At 58.2% G+C, this 20,890-nt stretch carries 18 protein-coding genes; 14 read left to right on the forward strand and 4 right to left on the reverse strand.

The window, feature by feature from the left end:
• Positions 1 to 132: 132 nt before the first annotated feature.
• Positions 133 to 768, forward strand: a complete 636-nt coding sequence (locus ACUTSW_RS20730; protein ID WP_445585244.1) for a DUF1007 family protein — start codon at positions 133 to 135, stop codon at positions 766 to 768.
• Entirely contained in the window at positions 759 to 1,781 is a 1,023-nt protein-coding gene (locus ACUTSW_RS20735) for a nickel/cobalt transporter (protein ID WP_445585245.1), read from the forward strand. Before ACUTSW_RS20730 ends, ACUTSW_RS20735 begins: the two co-directional genes overlap by 10 nt.
• Positions 1,782 to 1,845: 64 nt before the next feature.
• Here ACUTSW_RS20735 and suhB read toward each other — a convergent pair whose 3' ends face one another.
• A complete protein-coding gene (gene suhB, locus ACUTSW_RS20740; RefSeq protein WP_445585246.1) occupies positions 1,846 to 2,649 on the reverse strand; it encodes an inositol-1-monophosphatase in 804 nt (267 codons plus the stop codon).
• Positions 2,650 to 2,768: 119 nt separating this feature from the next.
• Here suhB and trmJ point away from each other — a divergent pair, with 119 nt between their 5' ends.
• The 11 genes from trmJ to sseB all read left to right on the forward strand — a co-directional run bounded on the left by trmJ (position 2,769) and on the right by sseB (position 11,653).
• A complete protein-coding gene (gene trmJ / locus ACUTSW_RS20745; RefSeq protein WP_006327339.1) occupies positions 2,769 to 3,503 on the forward strand; it encodes a tRNA (cytosine(32)/uridine(32)-2'-O)-methyltransferase TrmJ in 735 nt (244 codons plus the stop codon).
• Between the two features lie 194 nt (positions 3,504 to 3,697).
• On the forward strand, positions 3,698 to 4,192 hold the full coding sequence (gene iscR / locus ACUTSW_RS20750; protein WP_004952096.1) for a Fe-S cluster assembly transcriptional regulator IscR: 495 nt from the start codon (positions 3,698 to 3,700) through the stop codon (positions 4,190 to 4,192).
• Between the two features lie 54 nt (positions 4,193 to 4,246).
• On the forward strand, positions 4,247 to 5,461 hold the full coding sequence (locus tag ACUTSW_RS20755; RefSeq protein WP_004952093.1) for an IscS subfamily cysteine desulfurase: 1,215 nt from the start codon (positions 4,247 to 4,249) through the stop codon (positions 5,459 to 5,461).
• A gap of 24 nt (positions 5,462 to 5,485) precedes the next feature.
• Positions 5,486 to 5,872, forward strand: coding sequence for a Fe-S cluster assembly scaffold IscU (iscU, locus tag ACUTSW_RS20760; RefSeq protein ID WP_004952090.1), 387 nt, complete (start codon positions 5,486 to 5,488; stop codon positions 5,870 to 5,872).
• Positions 5,873 to 5,997: 125 nt separating this feature from the next.
• On the forward strand, positions 5,998 to 6,321 hold the full coding sequence (gene iscA / locus ACUTSW_RS20765) for an iron-sulfur cluster assembly protein IscA (RefSeq protein WP_004952089.1): 324 nt from the start codon (positions 5,998 to 6,000) through the stop codon (positions 6,319 to 6,321).
• Positions 6,322 to 6,384: 63 nt separating this feature from the next.
• On the forward strand, positions 6,385 to 6,906 hold the full coding sequence (hscB, locus tag ACUTSW_RS20770; protein WP_004952088.1) for a co-chaperone HscB: 522 nt from the start codon (positions 6,385 to 6,387) through the stop codon (positions 6,904 to 6,906).
• 26 nt (positions 6,907 to 6,932) lie between these two features.
• The gene (hscA, locus tag ACUTSW_RS20775; protein ID WP_445585247.1) at positions 6,933 to 8,783 is read left to right on the forward strand and encodes a Fe-S protein assembly chaperone HscA; all 1,851 of its coding nucleotides are present in this window, start codon (positions 6,933 to 6,935) and stop codon (positions 8,781 to 8,783) included.
• A 2-nt stretch (positions 8,784 to 8,785) separates the two neighbouring features.
• Positions 8,786 to 9,121 (forward strand): ISC system 2Fe-2S type ferredoxin, encoded by a 336-nt coding sequence (gene fdx / locus ACUTSW_RS20780; protein WP_004952086.1) that lies wholly within the window; start codon positions 8,786 to 8,788, stop codon positions 9,119 to 9,121.
• Positions 9,122 to 9,153: 32 nt separating this feature from the next.
• The gene (gene iscX, locus ACUTSW_RS20785) at positions 9,154 to 9,354 is read left to right on the forward strand and encodes a Fe-S cluster assembly protein IscX (protein ID WP_445585248.1); all 201 of its coding nucleotides are present in this window, start codon (positions 9,154 to 9,156) and stop codon (positions 9,352 to 9,354) included.
• 83 nt (positions 9,355 to 9,437) lie between these two features.
• Complete coding sequence (gene pepB / locus ACUTSW_RS20790; RefSeq protein WP_063197398.1) at positions 9,438 to 10,733, forward strand: aminopeptidase PepB; 1,296 nt, start codon at positions 9,438 to 9,440, stop codon at positions 10,731 to 10,733.
• A gap of 89 nt (positions 10,734 to 10,822) precedes the next feature.
• Positions 10,823 to 11,653 carry an enhanced serine sensitivity protein SseB gene (gene sseB, locus ACUTSW_RS20795; RefSeq protein WP_004952083.1) on the forward strand — a complete coding sequence of 277 codons (831 nt, stop codon included), beginning with the start codon at positions 10,823 to 10,825 and terminating at the stop codon, positions 11,651 to 11,653.
• Between the two features lie 11 nt (positions 11,654 to 11,664).
• On the opposite strand, the gene ACUTSW_RS20800 is transcribed toward sseB, so the two are convergent.
• The 3 genes from ACUTSW_RS20800 to ACUTSW_RS20810 form a co-directional block, all read right to left on the reverse strand.
• On the reverse strand, positions 11,665 to 12,453 hold the full coding sequence (locus tag ACUTSW_RS20800) for a MurR/RpiR family transcriptional regulator (protein WP_311994373.1): 789 nt from the start codon (positions 12,451 to 12,453) through the stop codon (positions 11,665 to 11,667).
• A gap of 155 nt (positions 12,454 to 12,608) precedes the next feature.
• Positions 12,609 to 13,967, reverse strand: coding sequence for a 6-phospho-alpha-glucosidase (locus ACUTSW_RS20805; RefSeq protein ID WP_445585249.1), 1,359 nt, complete (start codon positions 13,965 to 13,967; stop codon positions 12,609 to 12,611).
• A gap of 13 nt (positions 13,968 to 13,980) precedes the next feature.
• Entirely contained in the window at positions 13,981 to 15,546 is a 1,566-nt protein-coding gene (locus ACUTSW_RS20810) for a PTS transporter subunit EIIC (RefSeq protein WP_445585250.1), read from the reverse strand.
• Between the two features lie 292 nt (positions 15,547 to 15,838).
• Here ACUTSW_RS20810 and ACUTSW_RS20815 point away from each other — a divergent pair, with 292 nt between their 5' ends.
• Positions 15,839 to 20,830, forward strand: a complete 4,992-nt coding sequence (locus ACUTSW_RS20815) for an alpha-2-macroglobulin family protein (protein WP_445585251.1) — start codon at positions 15,839 to 15,841, stop codon at positions 20,828 to 20,830.
• The last annotated feature ends 60 nt before the right edge of the window (positions 20,831 to 20,890 follow it).

Below are 20,890 nucleotides of genomic sequence, written 5' to 3' on the forward strand. Positions count from 1 at the left end.
AAGGCTATGCAGCGGCGGGGCTGCGGCGCCCGGTTTTATTTCGGCTTACCACTTTCGTCACAATTATTGTGCCGATTAACGGCGGTTGAAGGTTGGTTGATGTTACTTTATAACAATAATGAGTATCGTTTGATGATGAAGTTACGTTTTATTGTGGCCGGTTTTTTCGCGTTATTCAGCGCCGGCGTCGTCGCACACCCGCACAGCTTTATTGATATGAACACCACCTTTGTGGCGAAAGATCAAAAACTGGTCGGCTTGAAAATGGTTTGGGTAATGGATGAAATCACCTCGGCGGATCTGTTGTACGATGCGCAGAACGCGAAAAGCGACTCGGAAGTGTGGAAAAAGCTGGCGGCGGAAGTGATGGCCAACGTGCTCGGTCAGCACTATTTCACCGACGTGTATCGCGACGGCAAGCCGGTGAAATACCTGAATCTGCCGACCGAATACCATTTGTCGCGCCAGGGGCACCAGGCGGTGCTGGAGTTTGTGCTGCCGCTGGCCGAGCCGCAGCCGTTGGCAGGCAAGCCGTTTGAAATCTCCACCTACGATCCCACCTATTTTGTCGATATGACTTACAAAGACCAAACGGCGCTGCATCTGCCGCCGGAAATGGCGCTGCAGTGCAAGTTCAGCCTGATGACGCCGAAGCCGGATTCCTCCTTGCAGGCTTACGCATTGTCCCTCGATAAGAACGATGCACCCAGCGAAGATATGGCGCTGGGGCAACAGTTCGCGCAGCGGGTCACTTTGCAATGTCAATAAACCTTAGCCAGAACGCCGCGCGCAAGCGGCACTGGGTCTTCAGCCTGTGGCCGCTGCTGCTGTTTGCGCTGTTGCTGGCGTTGGCCGCGCAGGTGGCGTGGCACTATTGGCCGCAACTGCTGATGCAAAGCGTGGTGTGGCAGAAGGGGCTGCATCAACAATTGGCCGGTCTGTTGCAGCAGGTAAAAGCCGCCCCCCAGCAGGCCGGGCTGGCGTTGATGTTGTTTAGCCTGAGCTATGGCGTGCTGCATGCACTTGGCCCCGGTCACGGCAAGGTGGTGATCGCCACCTATCTGGCCACCCACCCGGCGCGGCTGAAAAGCAGCCTGAAACTGACCTTTGCCGCCTCGCTGGTTCAAGGGCTGGTGGCTATCGCGTTGGTGACGCTGATGCTGGTGGTACTGCAATTATCCTCCCGCCAACTGCATCAGAGCAGTTTCTGGCTGGAGAAGGGCAGTTTTATTTTGGTCATGCTGCTTGGCGTGCTGCTGAGCTGGCGGGCGCTGAAACGCCTGTATTACGCGGTGAAAGCGCTACGTCCGTCACCGGCGCTGCGCATCAATAGCCTGCAACCTTTGCCGGCGGATCACGTTCACAGCGAGCATTGTGGTTGCGGGCATCGCCATTTGCCGAGCGACAGCGAATTGCAGGCGGGCAGTGACTGGCGCACGCAAACCGCCATCGTGCTGGCGATGGGCATGCGCCCCTGCTCGGGGGCGATACTGGTGCTGCTGTTTTCCAAGGTGATTGGCGTATTCGCCTGGGGCGTTATTTCGGCGTTGGCGATGGCGTTTGGCACGTCGCTGACCATTTCATTGTTGGCCTTGCTGGTGCATTACAGCCGCCGGTTGGCGGTGCGCCTCAGCCGTTCGCGCGCGCCGGCCGCCTGGAGCACCGTTGCCTGGGGATCGCTGGCATTGGCCGGTGGCTTGATTCTGCTGTTCGCCGGATTGCTGTTGTATGCCAGCGCTCAGCCGGAGTTCGGTGGTGGTATCCGGCCTTTCTCCCGCTGACCGGCATAAAAAAAGCGCTGCAATAAATTGCAGCGCTTTTTCTTTATTCATTCACTTCGCGATATTAACGCTTCAGCGCTTCGCTCAGTTCTTCACGCATGGTAGAAAGCATGGCTTTCACTACGCGCGGGTTGCCTGCAACCACGTTGCCGGAGCTGAAGTGGTTATGGCCGCCAACAAAGTCGGTCACCAGGCCACCAGATTCGCGCACCAGCAGTTCGCCGGCAGCAAAGTCCCACGGCTTCAGGCCAATCTCGAAGAAACCGTCAACGCGGCCAGCGGCCACATAGGCCAGGTCCAGCGCGGCGGAGCCGGTGCGACGGAAGTCTGCACACTGAGTGAACAGTTTGCCAACCACGTTGATGTAAGGGGTTGCGTGCTGTTTAACCTTGAACGGGAAGCCGGTTGCCAGGATGGTGCCATCCAGATCTTTGGCATTGGTGCCGCGCAGGCGGTACCCGTTGAGCTGTGCGCCTTGGCCGCGGGTAGCGGTAAAGAGTTCGTTGCGCATTGGATCGTAAACCACGGCCACTTCTGTACGGCCTTTGATGCGTCCGGCGATGGAAACGGAGAAGTGTGGGAAACGTTTAATGAAGTTTGAGGTGCCATCCAGTGGATCGATCACCCATTGTACATCCTGATCTTCGCCGACCAGCTCACCGCGTTCTTCGGTAATAATAGTGTGTTGCGGATAAGACTTGCGGATCACGTCGATGATCAGATGCTCTGCATCGCGATCGACGTTAGTGAAAAAGTCATTGGTCCCTTTCTGGGTCGCTTCTACAGCGTCCGGGGTTTCGTAGTTTTTGGCAATCAGGTTACCGGCCTTGCGCGCAGCGCGCACGGCGATAGTCAGCATCGGATGCATGGGTATCTTCCAACTAGGATGTTAAAGAACAGGAAACGGCGCGAAGTATAGCAGCTGTTCGGCAAAATGCCTACGGCTGTGTTAAGATGCTGTGATTTTCCGCTACGCTCAGAGTTTGTATGCTGCACAACATCCGCATTGTTCTGGTAGAAACCTCCCATACCGGTAACATGGGCTCGACCGCACGAGCCATGAAAACCATGGGGTTAACCAACCTTTATCTGGTTAACCCGCTGATAAAACCCGATTCGCAGGCGATTGCCCTGGCCGCAGGCGCCAGCGACGTGATCGGCAACGCCACTATCGTCGACACCCTTGATGACGCTATCGCCGGCTGTAGCCTGGTGGTCGGTACCAGCGCGCGTTCGCGCACTTTGCCGTGGCCGATGCTGGAACCGCGCGAATGCGGCGTACGCGCCGTGCACGAAGGCGAGCACGCGCCGGTTGCACTGGTGTTCGGTCGCGAACGCGTTGGCCTGACCAACGATGAGCTGCAAAAGTGCCATTATCACGTCGCCATTCCCGCCAACCCGGATTACAGCTCGCTGAACCTGGCGATGGCGGTGCAGATCCTGGCTTATGAAGTGCGCGTGGCTTATCTCGATCGCCAGCAAGTGGGGGCGCCGCAGTTGGAAGAAACGCCTTATCCTCTGGTGGACGATCTCGAACGTTTCTATCAGCACCTGGAACAAACGCTGCAGCACAGCGGCTTTATCCGCCCGGCACATCCGGGGCAGGTAATGAGCAGATTGCGCCGTTTATTCACCCGAGCGCGGCCGGAAGCTCAGGAGCTGAATATCTTGCGTGGCATGCTGACGTCGATAGAGAAACAGGATAAACATCAAGGTAATTAATTTGATGTGGCGTAACGGCCGGTAATAATAGTATTAGTTATCCAATGGTTATAACATGTATTTTATATGCATTTGATATAGCTCAGGACAAAATGTGCTAATACTTGAGTAAATTACTAGGTTAAATAGTTGACTGATTTACTCGGGAATGTCAGAATTTCGGCCATGTTTCACCAACAGGTAACCATTTAGCTATGAGACTGACATCCAAAGGCCGTTATGCCGTAACCGCTATGCTTGACGTGGCATTGCACTCCCAGGAAGGGCCCGTTCCTCTGGCGGATATTTCTGAGCGCCAAGGGATTTCGCTCTCTTATCTGGAACAATTATTCTCCCGTCTGCGTAAAAATGGCCTGGTGGCCAGCGTGCGTGGGCCGGGCGGTGGTTATCTGCTGGGGAAAGAGGCAAGTGAGATCGCCGTTGGCGCTGTCATCACTGCCGTCGATGAATCGGTAGATGCAACCCGTTGCCAGGGTAAAGAAGGCTGTCAGGGTGGCGATCGCTGTCTGACTCATACCCTGTGGCGCGATCTGAGCGAGCGCATCAGCGGGTTCCTGAACAACATTACGCTGGCAGAACTGGTGAACAACCAGGAAGTGCTGGTGGTGGCGGACCGTCAGAACAACGATACCCGTCGCACGGCCAACGGTCGTCCGCAAGAAACTATCAACGTTAATCTGCGCGCATAAGCAGCTGGCGATATTTTTTTAGTTTTTGGAAGTGATGTACGGAGTACAAGAGCAATGAAATTACCGATTTATCTCGATTACTCAGCAACGACGCCGGTTGACCCGCGCGTTGCCGAGAAAATGATGCAGTTTTTGACCCTGGACGGGACTTTCGGTAACCCGGCTTCCCGTTCCCACCGCTTTGGGTGGCAGGCGGAAGAGGCGGTAGATATCGCCCGTAACCAAATTGCTGAACTGGTTGGCGCTGACCCGCGTGAAATCGTGTTCACTTCCGGAGCGACCGAATCCGACAACCTGGCGATTAAAGGTGCGGCCAATTTCTATCAAAAGAAAGGCAAGCACATCATCACCAGCAAAACCGAACACAAAGCCGTGCTGGACACCTGTCGTCAGCTCGAGCGTGAAGGGTTTGAAGTGACCTACCTGGCTCCGCAGAGCAACGGAATTATCAGTCTGCAGGATCTCGAAGCCGCCATGCGTGAAGACACCATTCTGGTATCGATCATGCACGTGAACAATGAAATCGGCGTGGTGCAGGATATCGAAGCTATCGGCGAAATGTGCCGTGCGCGCGGTATCATTTACCACGTTGACGCTACCCAGAGCGTGGGCAAACTGCCTATCGACCTGAGCAAGCTGAAAGTCGATCTGATGTCGTTCTCCGGCCACAAAATCTATGGCCCGAAAGGCATTGGTGCGCTGTACGTGCGTCGTAAACCGCGTATTCGCATCGAAGCCCAGGTCCACGGCGGCGGTCACGAGCGCGGTATGCGTTCCGGCACCCTGCCAGTGCACCAGATCGCCGGTATGGGCGAAGCCTACCGTATCGCCAAAGAAGAAATGGCGACGGAAATGGCGCGCCTGCGTACGCTGCGCGATCGTTTGTGGAACGGCGTGAAAGATATGGAAGAAGTGTATCTGAACGGCGATCTGGAACACGGCGTTCCGAACATCCTCAACGTCAGCTTCAACTACGTTGAGGGCGAATCGCTGATCATGGCGCTGAAAGACCTGGCCGTCTCTTCAGGTTCCGCCTGTACCTCCGCTAGCCTTGAACCCTCCTACGTGCTGCGCGCGCTGGGGATGACCGACGAGTTGGCGCATAGCTCGATCCGTTTCTCTCTGGGGCGTTTTACCACGGAAGAAGAGATCGATTACACCATTCAATTGGTGCGTAAATCCATCGGCCGCCTGCGCGACCTGTCTCCGCTGTGGGACATGTTCAAACAGGGCGTGGATATCAACAGCATCGAATGGGCACATCATTAATTCTCAGGATTCAGGAGCAAGGTCATGGCTTACAGCGAAAAAGTAATCGATCATTATGAAAATCCACGTAACGTGGGCTCGTTTGACAACGAAGATCCTACCGTCGGTAGCGGCATGGTGGGTGCACCGGCCTGTGGCGACGTGATGAAGCTGCAGATCAAAGTCAACAATGAAGGCATCATCGAAGACGCCCGCTTCAAGACTTACGGCTGCGGTTCCGCCATCGCCTCCAGTTCGCTGGTGACCGAATGGATGAAAGGCAAGTCTCTTGATCAGGCCGAAGCGATCAAAAACACTCAGATCGCCGAAGAGCTGGAATTGCCGCCGGTTAAAATTCACTGCTCTATTCTGGCTGAAGATGCCATCAAAGCAGCGATCGCCGACTACAAGAGCAAGCACAGCGCCAAGTAGTTTTTGTGTAGGGGCGCTGTATATTGCGCCTGCGTTGATCGGGGCGAAGATATTCGCCCCCTACACCGGTTTGCTCCCCAACACCGGTTTTGCAAGAGGTTGGGGATATTGAGTGTGAGGTTGTGATGTCAATTACCATGAGCGACAGCGCTGCGCAGCGTGTTCAGGCTTTTATGAATAACCGCGGCAAAGGTCTGGGTTTGCGTCTGGGGGTAAGAACCTCCGGCTGCTCCGGGATGGCTTATGTGCTGGAATTTGTTGACGAAATGAACGATGACGACATCGTTTTTGAAAACAAAGGCGTCAAGGTGATCATCGACGGCAAGAGCCTGGTCTACCTTGACGGCACCGAACTTGATTTCGTTAAGGAAGGCCTGAACGAAGGCTTCAAGTTCAACAACCCCAATGTCTCGAGCGAGTGCGGCTGCGGCGAAAGCTTCAACGTCTGACAGCCCATCGTGCTCCCCCGCGTGCTGCGGGGGAACTCCATCCGATAACGCCCAGAGCACGCTATGGATTATTTTACTTTATTCGGGCTGCCAGTTCGCTATTCCGTGGACGGCGGCCTGCTTGCCTCTCGCTATCAGGATTTGCAGCGCCAATTCCATCCCGATCGCAATGCCCTCCAGCCAGAACGCGAACGCCTGATGGCGTTGCAGCAGGCGGCGACCATTAATGAAGCCTACCAAACGCTGAAGCACCCATTAAAACGCGCGGAGTATATGCTATCTTTGCACGGTTTTGATTTGGGTAATGAGCAGCACACTGTGCGCGATACCGCGTTCCTGATGGAACAGTTGGAACTGCGTGAAGAGCTCGATGCCATTGAACGCAAAGCGGATGCAGAAAGCCTGCTGGCCGATTTTGGCGCGCGGGTGAACGAGACGGTCAAACAGCGCAGCGCGCTGATGGTACAGCAGTTGGATAGCCAGCAGTGGTCTGAAGCCGCCGACACCGTGCGTAAGCTGCGCTTTTTGGACAAACTCCAGCAACAGGTTGAACAACTCGAAGAAAAACTGCTGGGTTTTGAGTAATACATTCTGATTGTGGAAGCTTCAATATGGCCTTATTACAAATTAGCGAGCCTGGCCTCAGCGCCGCACCGCACCAGCGCCGTCTGGCTGCCGGTATTGATTTAGGCACCACCAATTCTCTGGTCGCCACGGTACGCAGTGGGCAGGCGGAAACTCTGGCCGACGCGCAGGGGCGCGATTTATTGCCTTCGGTGGTGCACTATCAGACTGACGGGTTGCGCGTAGGTTGGGAAGCGCGCCAGCAAGCGGCGCAGGATCCGGCCAATACCATCAGCTCGATCAAACGCATGATGGGCCGCTCGCTGGCCGACGTTCAGCAGCGTTACCCAAACCTGCCGTACCAATTCCAGCCCAGCGATAACGGCCTGCCGATGATTGTCACCGCAGCCGGTCTGGTTAATCCGGTAGGCGTTTCCGCCGACATCCTCAGGGCACTTTCCGCTCGCGCGCAAACGGCGCTGGAAGGGGTGCTCGACGGTGTCGTGATCACCGTACCCGCTTATTTTGACGATGCACAGCGCCAAGGCACCAAAGACGCTGCTCGTCTGGCCGGCCTGCATGTGCTGCGCCTGCTGAACGAACCGACCGCCGCGGCGATTGCCTATGGTCTGGACTCCGGTCAGGAAGGCACCATTGCGGTTTATGATCTGGGCGGCGGAACCTTCGATATTTCCATTCTGCGCCTGAGCCGTGGGGTGTTTGAAGTGCTGGCTACCGGCGGGGATTCTGCGCTGGGCGGTGATGACTTTGACCACCTGCTGGCCGACTGGTTGCGCGAGCAGGCCGGCGTGGCCGATCGCAGCGATCATGGCGTCCAGCGCCAGTTGTTGGATGCGGCTATCGCCGCCAAAATTGCATTGAGCGATGCCGACAGCGTCAGCATCGACGTGGCCAACTGGCAAGGCGAAGTGACCCGCGCGCAGTTCGATGCGCTGATAGCACCACTGGTTAAACGCACCCTTATGGCTTGCCGCCGCGCTCTAAAAGACGCCGGCGTCAGTGCGGAAGAGGTGCTTGAAGTGGTGATGGTGGGCGGCTCCACTCGCGTGCCGCTGGTGCGTGAGCAGGTGGGGGCGTTCTTTGGCCGCACGCCGCTGACGTCTATCGATCCGGACAAAGTGGTCGCCATCGGCGCGGCGATCCAGGCCGATATCCTGGTGGGTAACAAGCCGGACAGCGACATGCTGTTGCTGGACGTGATCCCGCTGTCGCTCGGGCTGGAAACCATGGGCGGTCTGGTCGAGAAAGTGATCCCGCGCAACACCACCATTCCGGTGGCGCGCGCGCAGGAATTCACCACCTTTAAAGACGGCCAGAGCGCGATGATGATCCACGTGTTGCAGGGTGAACGTGAGCTGGTGCAGGATTGCCGCTCGCTGGCGCGCTTTTCGCTGCGCGGTTTACCGCCAATGCCTGCCGGGGGCGCACATATTCGCGTCACCTTCCAGGTGGACGCGGATGGCCTGCTGAGCGTCACGGCGATGGAGAAATCCACCGGCGTTGAGGCTTCGATCCAGGTGAAGCCGTCTTATGGCCTGTCCGACGGCGAGATCGCCGACATGATCAAAGACTCGATGGCCAATGCGCACAGCGACGTTGGCGCGCGCATGCTGGCGGAACAGCGGGTAGAGGCATCGCGGGTGCTGGAAAGCCTGCAGGGCGCCCTGGCCAGCGATGCCGCCTTGCTGAGCGAAGCTGAAAGCACGGCGATCGCCGCTGCGGTGGAAGGCCTGCAACAGGCGACGCAGGGCACCGATCCTGCCGCCATTGAAGCCGCAATTAAAACATTAGATGCACAAACGCAAGATTTTGCCGCGCGCCGTATGGATGCTTCCATTCGCCGCGCGCTGGCTGGCCATTCTGTGGATGAGGTTTAATCATGCCTAAAATTGTTTTCCTGCCCCATCAAGATCTGTGCCCGGAGGGGGCAGTACTGGAAGCCGAGCAAGGCGAATCGATCCTTAACGTTGCCCTGCGCAACGGGATTGAAATCGAACACGCCTGCGAGAAATCCTGCGCCTGTACCACTTGCCACTGCATCGTTCGCGAAGGCTTTGATTCGCTTGAAGAGAGCAGCGAGCTGGAAGACGACATGCTGGACAAGGCCTGGGGTCTGGAGCCGGAAAGCCGCCTGAGCTGCCAGGCGCTGGTCGCCGATGAAGACCTGGTGGTAGAAATGCCGCGTTATACCGTTAACCATGCGCGTGAGCATTAATTGCTAGTCGCGGCGCAGAGCTGGAGATCATAATGGGACTGAAGTGGACCGACAGCCGTGAAATCGGCGAAGCCCTGTACGACCAATACCCGGGTACCGATCCGAAAACCGTACGCTTTACCGACATGCATCAGTGGATTTGCGATCTCGAAGAGTTCGACGATGATCCTCAGGCTTCCAACGAAAAAATACTGGAAGCGATTCTGCTGGTCTGGTTAGATGAAGCGGAGTAAATAGCGTAACGGGCTGCCTTGGGCGGCCCGTTTATTTTGTATCCGACAAGATTAATAAAAGAATAATCCGGAGTGAGAAGGCTATGACAACTGAAATTATGCTGGTAACGCTGTCGCACCAACCTGCGGACGCTCGCTGGGGCGAGAAAGCGTTGCTGAGCACCAATGCGGAAGGGATGACCATTCACCTGACCGGCAACGACAAGCTGGGCAGCGTTCAGCGCGCCGCGCGTAAAATCGACGGTCAGGGCATCAAAAAAGTGAAGCTGGCCGGTGAAGGCTGGGATCTGGAAAACAGCTGGGCATTCTGGCAGGGGTTCCGTGGTCCGAAAGGCAAGCGCAGCGTCGAGTGGGCAGAACTGCCGGAAGCCGACCGTAAAGAGCTGGAACAGCGCCTGAAGATTGTTGACTGGGTGCGCGACACCATCAATATGCCGGCAGAAGATTTGGGGCCGGAGCAACTGGCCACCCGCGCCGTCGATCTGCTGTGTGATGTCGGCTGCGATGCCGTCAGTTACCGCATCACCAAGGGTGAAGATCTGCGTGAGCAAAACTACGCCGGCCTTCACACCGTGGGCCGCGGTTCCGACCGTTCCCCTGTGCTGCTGGCGTTGGATTTCAACCCGACCGGCAACCCGGATGCGCCGGTATTCGCTTGCCTGGTGGGGAAAGGCATCACTTTTGACACCGGCGGCTACAGCCTGAAACAAAGTGCCTTTATGGACTCGATGAAGTCCGACATGGGCGGTGCAGCCACCATTACCGGCGCACTGGCGCTGGCTGCCGCTCGCGGCCTGAAGCAGCGCGTTAAGCTGTTCCTGTGCTGTGCCGACAACATGGTCAGCGGCAATGCCTTCAAACTGGGCGACATCATTCGCTATCGCAACGGCAAAACCGTTGAGGTGATGAATACCGATGCGGAAGGGCGTTTGGTGCTGGCTGATGGCCTGATTGACGCGTCCGAGCAAAACCCCGAGCTGATTATCGACTGCGCTACGCTGACTGGCGCGGCGAAAACGGCGGTAGGTAACGATTACCATGCGCTGTTCAGCTTTGACGATGCGCTGGCGCAGGAACTGTTGACCAGCGCGACGGCGGAGCAAGAACCTTTCTGGCGCCTGCCGCTGGCCGAGTTCCACCGCAGCCAATTGCCGTCCAATTTTGCCGAGCTGAACAACGTGGCAGGCCCGGCTTACACCGCCGGTGCCAGCACCGCGGCCGCCTTCCTGTCGCATTTCGTGAAAAACTATCAGCAAGGCTGGTTGCACATCGACTGTTCCGCGACCTACCGCAAAGGCGCGGTGGATCAGTGGTCTGCCGGCGCGACCGGTCTGGGCGTGCGGACTCTGGCTAATCTGCTGCTGAGCAAAGCCAAATAATTGAAAGCCCGCAGCGGCGGGCGGTAGAATATGGTTTATCCTCGGGGCCCAGCATGCTGGGCCCCGTTATTTAATTGCTGGAGTTTGCCATGAGTTCCCATCATCACGATGCCGCCCCGGGCGAGAATGAGCTTGAACGTCTGCTGAAGCTGGCGGTGACGGAGCCGGCCCATCGCCCGGCGTTTTTCCGCGAGTTGCTCGATGCCACGGTATTGATTCTAGGTGACAGCGATCAGGTGCAGCAGGACGGCGACATTACGCTGAATGCCGATACTCCGGTGAATATCCAGCACTGGGAAAAACAGGACGGTGGCAGCATCATTCCGTTCTTCTCCTCGCTGGAGGCGTTGCAGAAAGCCGTCGAAGATGAACAGCCGTTTATCGCCATGCCGGCGCGGGTATTGTTTGAGATTACCGAAGGCGCGGATCTGTTCCTTAATCCGAAAGCTGAGTACGGCAAAGAGTTCTACCCCGAGGAAGTCGCGATGCTGCTGGCTACCGGCGGCGTAGCCAAGCCTGCGGAACGCTATGTCGACAAGGATACCCAGATCCTGCTGGGCCAGCCGGAAGAATATCCGTCGGCGATGGTGGATGCGTTGACCACGCTGTTCAGCCAGCGCAAACCGGTACGCCGTGCGTTTCTGGCGCTGATGCATGATCAGGCGGTGGATGAAAAGCCTAACCTGCTGGTGGGGCTGGAAGTGGATGGCGATCAAGGAGATATCGAAGCCTTGATCAACGAAGCCGGCAGCGTGGCCAGCGAAACGGCGCCCAACGACGAACCTGTGGATTTTTGTCTGGTGTCGGAAAAAGAGCGTGGGGTCAGCCATTATCTGATCACCCATACTCAACCTTTCTATCAGCGTCGCTGGGGCAGCTGGTTGCGTAACATCATTCCTTCCACTGACAAAACGCAGTAACCCTTCTATTGCTACCGTGCGGCATGCAGCCCGCCGGTAGCGCTCAACAACAATAAATCCATCAACATCACCAGGTTCGATTCGAACGAGGTTATCTCACCGGCATCGACCGCCGCGTCACTGGCGTCGTCGTACAACGGAAAGTGGATATCCGCCAACGGCGCTAACGGGTTGATGGAGGCGCGGGTAAAAGCCACCACTTTCATGCCGATGTTGCGCGCGATGCGCGTCTTGTCCAGCACTTGCTCGGTTTTCCCGCTGCGTGAAATCGCGATCAGTACCCGGTATTTAGGCGCGTTGTTGAGGAAAATGCCGCGACTGTCGCCGCCGCCGGAGACAAAGGCGCTTTTACCGAGGATTTGCAGTTTCTTTTCCAGATATTCGGCAAACAGATGCGAAAAGCCGGTGCCGTACAGGTAAAAACTTTCTTCCCGCTGCAACAGGTCGCTGAATGCGGCGATTTTCTCCGCGCTGACGTAGGCAAAGGTTCGCTGGTAGTTGGCGATAAACTGTTGAAACGCCGCCGGCAGATTGCCGGGCGAAGGGGAGGTGAGCACCAGCGTCGGATTATCGCTCAGCAGCTGTTTGATGGTGAACAGCAGCTCGCTGTAGCCGCTGAACCCCAGTTTGTGACATAAACGCATCACGGTAGCGGTGGAGACAAAGGTTTCGCGCGCCAGCTCGCGCACGGTGAGTTTGCCAACCTGCAGGGCATGGTCGGCGATAAAGGCCAGCACCCGGTATTCGGCGCGGGTGAGATCCTCGCCGCGTTGCAGCAAAGAAGCCAGACGGTTATCCAAGAAATATGCCTCCGGTGGCAAGCGTTGCCTTATCCTAGGGGGCGCAGGGCGGCGATTCAATGCAAAAGAGAGCGGCCAGCCCCGAAAGGCCGGCCGGGTACTGCAATGGGCGCCGGAAAACCACTGAATCATACTAAAGGGCTACCGGGCACAAATTATTGCGCGATGCCTTCTTTATAGGCTTGCGCCAACTGCGGCCAATAATCCTGATTGGCGGCTATCATATCGTCCAAAATCGCTTTGGCATGCTGCATGGTTGGCACGGTACGGTTGAGAGTGAACGCTTGCAGCGCCTTCTCATAGCTGCCTTCCAGCGTCGCTTCCACCAGCAACTGTTCGCAGGCCAGTTGTTGTTCAATCAGCCCTTTGTAGAACAGCGGAATTTTACCGACCGTTACCGCTTCCGGGCCGTTAGCCGTGATGTAGGCCGGCACTTCCACCATGGCATCGTAAGGCAGGTTGGCGATGGCACCGCGATTTTCAACGATCACCAAATGGCGCTGACGCAGATCAAAGGCCAGCGAGCGTGCCACGTCGACAATAAACGAGCCGTGCACGCCAACGTGGAAAGCATCGGGTAGAATGCCGGTTTTTTTGTACTCGGCCGCTGCGGCAAACAGCTTTTTCTCGCGGCCGTCCATCACTTCGTTGGCGCGGGTATAGCCCGGATTTTGATGTTCCACGATCTGATTTGGCATCAGGTAATACTGCATATAAGGGTTTGGCAGGTATTCCGGGAAGTGGTCCATCAGCGGCTTGATGTTGCGCCAGGTTTTGACCCAGGAAGGATCGGAATGCTGCGGATCGGTGGCTGCCGCGTCTTCGGTCAGCAGGCCAAACCTGGCGATGTGCTCGCGCAGCTGCGGCAGGCGATCGACGCCGTCGACCAGCACCTGAGTGAACCAACCAAAGTGGTTCAAACCAAAGTAATTTACGGTCACCGCCTCGCGATCGACCCCCAGCACCGCCGCTATATTGCGCATCGCCGCCACCGGCATGTCGCAGATGTTCAGCACTCGCGCCTGCGGGCGCAGACGGCGCACCCCTTCGGCCACGATCGCCGCCGGATTGGAGTAGTTGACGATCCAGGCGTTGTCCGCATGGCGCTCGACCAGGTCGATCAGTTCAACCATCGGCAGAATGGTGCGAAGCCCGTACGCCAGCCCGCCGGGCCCGCAGGTTTCCTGGCCCACCACGCCGTGGCGCAGCGGAATTTTCTCATCCTGTTCACGCATTTTGTACTGACCGACGCGCATTTGCGCGAACACGAAGTGGGCGTGGCTGAATGCCACCTCCGGGTCGGTGGTGACCGTCAGTTTGATGCTCTGACTGTGATCGCGGATCACCTTCTCCACCACCGGGGCGATGATGTCCTGCCGCTCGCCGTCAATGTCGTACAGGCGGATCTCCGCCAGCGGAAAATCAGCGAGACGTACCATCAGGCTTTTAACGATGCCCGGCGTGTAAGTGCTGCCGCCACCGGCAATGGCGAGAATGAACGGGGGTTTGGTCATGGTAATTCTCCTGTTAAAGCGCGGTTTCGACCGCTTCACGCATTTTCTTGACGTGCAGCCCATACACCACCTGCACATTGTTGCCGGAGCGAATGACGCCCTTGGCTCCGGTGGTTTTTAGCTGCTGCTCATTGATGGTTGAGATATCGCGAACCTTGACCCGCAGGCGGGTATAGCAGTTGTCCACTACCTCGATATTTTGTTTGCCTCCCAGCCCGGCGATGATGATATGGCCGATGCCGTCACCCGCGGCTGGCGGTGCGGCGATGGGGGCTTTGCCTTGGTAATCTGCTTTGGAATACAGCCGGGTTTCCGTTTCATCGCTCTCGCGCCCGGGGGTTTTGAGATCGAACCTCAGGATCAGGAAACGGAACAGCAGGAAATACAGCGCCGCCATAATCAACCCGACCAGGATGTACATCGGCCAATTGGATTTTTCGATGCCGAGCGGCAGGTTATACAACACGAAGTCGATCACTCCGTTGGCGCCGATGGCATGCACGCCGAACAGGTAAAACAGCATCATGCCGACCCCGGCCAGCACCGCATGCACGCCGAACAGCAGCGGGGCGACGAACAGGAACGAAAACTCCAGCGGTTCGGTAACGCCGAGCAGGAACGAAGTGAAAGCCGCCGGGATCAGGATCGCCTTGGCGGCGTTTTTGCGTTCCGGTTTGGCAGTGACATACATCGCCAGCGCCGCGGCGGTCAGGCCAAACATTTTGCTGATGCCGCGTGCGTCCCACACCACCGTCGGGCTGAGCTGCTTCACGCTGTGGCAAGCCATTTCAGCGAAGTAGATATTGCGCGCACCCTGGTAGGCGGTGCCGCAAACGTCCTGCGTGCCGCCCAGTTCGGTGTACAGGAAAGGGGTATAGACCAGGTGATGCAGGCCGGTCGGGATCAAAATGCGCTCCAGAAAGCCGTAAACCAGCACGCCAAACGCCTCGGCGCCGTGAATCGCATAGGCCAGATGGGTAATGCCCTGCTGGGCGTACGGCCACAGGTAGCTGAGGGCAAAACCCAGCGCAATAGCCAGTGGGATCGCCAGAATGGTGACGAAGCAGTGGCCGGAATAGATCGCCATCACTCCGTTAAACTGCACGCCGGAGTAGCGGTTATAGAGATAGCCCGCCACGCCGCCGATCAGAATACCGGCGAACACGCCCATCTCCAGCACCTGCACGCCCAGCACCATGCCCTGGCCGGCCGCGCGCATCTGTTCTGCCGGCACCAGTTTGCCGTGCAACTGCAAGGTGATATTCATGGCATTGATAAAAATGATGAAGGTCACCAGACCGATCAGCGCCGCGTAGCCCTTATCGCGCTGCGCCAGCCCAATGGGAATGCCGACGGCAAACACCAGCGCCAGGTTGGCCAGAATGGCGACGGCAGAACGGGAAACCAACTGGCCAAAGTCTTGCACCAACGGGTGATTCAGCAGGGGGATATAGCCCGCCAGATTGCCGTTGCCAAACAGGTTGCCGAGGGCGATAAACAGCCCGACGATCGGCAAAATCAATACCGGTCCGTACAGCGACTTGCCAAAATCCTGCAGCACGTTAACTGCTCTGTTCATTGCATGCCCTCATTATTGCTATTCGTATCGGGGGTCAATCGGGTTGAATCTGATGCTAGCAGTGCCGTGATTGCTTATCTATCTATCCTGTTGTTTTAAAAACAAATAACTCTAATGGTAACAAGTAACGTTACGCAGTGTGATCGGCGTAACAGTTCTTTGCATAGCACTTCGCCATTACGCTCGACACAGATTGAAATGTTTCACGGCTTGGGGAGCAGCGCTGCTATTATTCATCCATATCCGGATATTGCGCCGACAAGTCGCGCAAAGGCTGCCAGGGAGTTAAACGATGAAACCATGCCGTTCAGAGGCATTCGCATCAGGCAAGAAACTTTGTCAGGGGATCGCATTGGCGGGGGGCTTGCTGCTGCTGGCCGCCTGTGATGATGGCGGTCAAAAAACCACTGCGGCGCAAGCCGATGGGCCGACGAGCAGCGCCAGCCAGGTGAAACGGCCGGATGCCGCCGCACTGGCTGTGCTGGCGAAACGCGACGCAGGCAAGCCGCTGACGTTGCTGGATGCTTCCGAACTGCAACTCGATGGTGCCAGCGCCATGGTGCTGACGTTTTCTCTGCCGCTGGATCCGAATCAGGATTTCGCCGCGCGGGTGCACCTGGTCGACAGCGTCAGCGGTAAAATCGACGGTGCCTGGGAGCTGTCGGATAACCTGATGGAGCTGCGGCTGCGTCATCTGCAACCCAACCGCAAACTGGTACTGACCGTTGAAGGCGGCCTGAAAGCGGTCAACGGCGCCGAACTGGGCCAACAACAGCAACAAACCCTCGCCACCCGCGATATTAAACCCAGCGTCGGCTTTGCCGGCAAAGGCTCGCTGCTGCCGACCAAGCTGGCGCAGGGGTTACCGGTGATGGCGCTGAACGTCGACAACGTGGACGTTAACTTCTTCCGGGTGAAGGCCGATGCCTTGCCGGCGTTCCTGGCCAACTGGGAATATCGCAACGCGCTTTCCAGCTGGGAGTCGGAAGAGCTGTTGAAAATGGCCGACCTGGTCTACAGCGGCCGTTTCGATCTCAACCCGCAACGCAATACCCGCGAACGCCTGCTGTTGCCGCTGAACGGCATCGAGGCATTGCAGCAGCCCGGCGTTTATTTGGCGGTGATGCAGCAGGCCGGTCATTACGGTTACACCAATCCGGCGACCTTGTTCACTCTCAGTGATATCGGCGTTTCGCTGCACAGCTACCACGATCGTCTGGACATCTTTACCCAGGGGCTGGAAGGCGGCGCGGCGCTAAGCGCGGTTGAGCTACGCCTGCTGGATGAAAAAGGCCAAACCCTGGCCCAGGGCACGACCGATAAGCAGGGGCACGCTCAACTGGCGAAAAACAGCAAGGCGCGCTTGTTGCTGGCCACCCAGCAGGGCCAGACCAGCATGATAGATCTCTCGACGCCGGCGCTGGACCTGGCCGAGTTTGATATCGCCGGGCCGGAAGGCTACAGCAAACAGTTCTTCGCCTTTGGCCCGCGCGATCTGTACCGGCCGGGCGAAACGCTGATCGTCAACGCTTTGCTGCGCGATGCCGACGGCAAGCCGCTGCCGACTCAACCGGTGAAGGTGGATATCGTCAAGCCGGACGATCAGGTGGCACGTAGCTTTGTCTGGCAGCCGCAGGACGGTTTGTATCAATACCAGTATCAAATCCCCGAGGGCGGGCCGACCGGCAACTGGTCGCTGCGCTTTAATCTGGGGGACAACCAGCCGCGGCTTTACGGCTTCAAGGTAGAGGATTTCCTGCCGGAGCGCATGGCGCTCGACATCACCGCACAGAAAACCCCATTGCACCCCGACGCGCAACTGGTGTTTGACGTCACTGGCCGCTATCTGTACGGTGCGCCGGCTTCCGGCAATCGCCTGCAAGGACAGGTGTTCCTGCGGCCCCAGCGTGAGGCGGTCAGCAGCCTGCCGGGTTATGAATTTGGATCGGTGACGGAAGAGAGCCTGTCACGCAATATGGACGAGTTCGATCAGGCGCTGGACAATGCGGGCAAGGCGCAGGTGGCGGTAGACAGCAGTTGGGCCGAGGTGAAATCCCCGCTGAAAGCGATCCTGCAGGCCAGCCTGCTGGAATCCGGCGGCCGCCCGGTAACGCGTCGCGCCGAACAGGCGATCTGGCCTGCCGATGCGCTGCCCGGCATTCGGCCGCTGTTCAACAAACAACAGATTTATGACTACCGCAGCGACAGCTATCAGGCTCAACCGGTCGTGGATGAAAACACCCAGGCCGGCTTTGATATCGTTTACGCCAATGCCGCCGGGGAGAAGCTGGCGGCCAGCGGGCTGAAGGCCCGGCTGGTGCGTGAGCGCCGCGACTATTACTGGCAATGGTCGGAAGGGGAAGGCTGGCAGTCGCTGTATGACAAGAAAGATCTGCCGCTGGCGGAACAGACTTTGGATATTGCCGCCAACGGCAGCGCCAAGGTGAGTTTCCCGGTGGAATGGGGCGCGTATCGCATCGAAGTGGTGGATCCGCAGAGCAACCTGATCACCAGCCTGCGATTCTGGGCAGGGTACAGCTGGCAAGACAACACCAACGGCAGCGGCGCGGTGCGGCCGGACCAGGTGAAGCTGAAGCTGGACAAGCCGGCCTATAAGCCGGGCGAAAAAGTAAAACTGCATATTGAAGCGCCGGCCGCCGGCAAGGGGTATTTGCTGGTGGAATCCAGCGATGGCCCGCTGTGGTGGCAGGAGCTGGCGGTGCCGGCCGGCGGTGCCGATGTTGAGGTGCCGATTAACCAGGACTGGAAGCGCCACGATCTGTATCTCAGCGCGCTGGTGATCCGCCCTGGTGACAAACAGCAGCAGTCGACGCCGAAGCGGGCGGTGGGCCTGTTGCATCTGCCGCTGGTGGACGAAGGGCGCAAACTGGCGCTAACGCTGGAGGCGCCGCAGCGTATGCGGCCGAATCAGACGCTGACGGTGAAGGTCAAGGCAGCCCATAGCGAAGGCAAACCGCCGCAGCAAATCAACGTACTGCTCTCCGCCGTGGACAGCGGCATTCTCAATATTACCGACTACGCGACGCCGGACCCGTATCAGGCATTCTTTGGCCGCAAGCGCTACAGCGCCGATCAATACGATGTTTACGGGCAGTTGATTGAGGGGAAAGGGCGCCTGGCCAACCTGCGTTACGGCGGTGACGGCGACGAAGAAGATGCGCTGTCGCGCGGCGGTAAAAAACCTATTACCACGGTGACCATCGTGGCCCAACAGGCGCAGCCGGTTAAGCTGGACGCCAAGGGCGAGGGCGAGATCCAGATCGCCATTCCGGATTTTAACGGCGAACTGCGGCTGATGGCGCAAGCGTGGAGCGACGAAGACTTCGGCAAGGCGGAGGCCAAAACCCTGGTCGCCGCGCCGGTGGTGGCAGAGCTGGCTACGCCGCGTTTCCTGGCCGGGGGCGACAGCACCCAGTTGGCATTGGACGTCAGCAATCTGTCCGGTCAGCCGCAGACGCTGACGGTGAAATTGGCCGCCAGCGGATTGGTGGCGCTGCAAGGTGCGGGCGAACAACAGGTCAGCCTGGCAAACGGCGAACGCACTACGCTGCAGATACCGGTGCAGGCGCTGGTGGGCTTTGGCCAGGGTGAGGTGGCGCTGAGTGTCAGCGGCCTGGCGCTGCCGGGTGAAACGTTGAAAGATTATCAGCATACCTGGAAGATTGGCGTGCGGCCGGCTTACCCGGCGCAAACCCGCCAGTTCGCCAGCGTGATCCGCGCCGGTGAAAGCTGGAGTCTGCCGGCAGATGCCGCCGCCGGCCTGGTGCCGACAACCCTGGAGGGGCAATGGCTGTTAACCAGCAGGCCGCCGATTAATCTGGCGCGTTATATCGGCGAGCTTTACGCCTATCCGTACGGTTGCCTGGAACAAACGACCAGCGGGCTTTATCCGTCGCTGTATACCAACCGGGCGCAACTGAGCGCATTGGGCATCAAAACCGGCAGTGATGAAAACCGCCGCAGCAGCATCGATGCTGGCATCGAGCACTTGCTCAGCATGCAGCGCTTTAACGGCGGTTTTGGCCTGTGGAACCGCGACAGCCAGGAAGAGTTCTGGTTGACCGCCTACGCCACAGACTTCCTGTTCCGCGCCAGCGAGCAGAATTACAGCGTACCGGCCGATGCATTGACCGCAGCCAATAACCGCCTGCAGCGCTATTTACAGGACCGCAGCCAGATCGACGTCGCCTATACCCCGTTCCCTGATCACACCCGTTTTGCGGTGCAGGCTTATGCCGGGTTGGTGCTGGCGCGTCAACAGCAGGCACCGCTTGGCGCACTGCGGCAGCTATACGAACGCCGTGCCGACGCTCGCTCAGGTTTGCCGCTGGTGCAGCTTGGCGTCGCGCTGAAGTTGATGGGGGATATGCCGCGCGCCAATCAGGCGATCGAACAAGGGTTGGCGACACAACGCAACGCCAAGGATTATTGGCTGGAAGATTACGGCAGCCCGCTGCGTGACGATGCGATGATCCTGGCGCTGCTGACCGAAAATAATCTGCTGCCGGCGGTACGCGACCAGCGCTTGCTGTCGCTGTCCGAGCGGCTTAACGGCGAGCGTTATTTGTCCACGCAGGAGAGCAATGCCCTGTTCCTGGCGGCGCGTAACCTGATCGGCAGTGCTGAAACGCTGTGGCAGGCGCAAACGGCGCAGGGCAAGACGCTGTCCGGCAGCCAGGCACTGACACAAAGCTTGTCCGCCGAGCAGGTGGTCGCGGGGCTGCAATTCACCAATACCGGCAGCGGTACGCTGTACAGCCGCGCCGATCTGGTCGGTTACCCTGAACAGGCGCCGCAGCCGCAGAGCAACGTGCTGAACATTCGCCGTGAATTCCTGGGATTGGACGGCAAACCTGCGGATCTGACCCAGTTGAAAAGCGGACAGCTGATTCTGGTGCATCTGGATGTCTGGGCCGATAACGCGGTGCCGGACGCGCTGGTCGTCGATCTGCTGCCGGCCGGCCTGGAGCTGGAAAACCAGAATCTGGGGGACAGCAGCGCCAGCCTGGGCGAAAGCGCCAGCAGCGTGACCGAACTGTTGCAGGACATGCAGCAGGCCGATATCAAACACCAGGAGTTCCGCGACGATCGCTACGTGGCGGCGGTGAATATCGACGGCTACCGTCATACCACGCTGCTGTATCTGGCGCGTGCGGTGACGCCGGGCGCCTATCTAGTGCCGGCGCCGCAGGTTGAGTCGATGTATGTGCCCGCCTGGCGTGCATTGGGCGCTACGCCGCCGCGACTTGAGATTGCCCGATGACCTACCCTGTCCCGCCCCGGTGGTTTAACCGGTGGCGGGGCAAGGGAGCGATGTTTTTCC

Source organism: Serratia sp. TSA_198.1 (assembly GCF_052686505.1).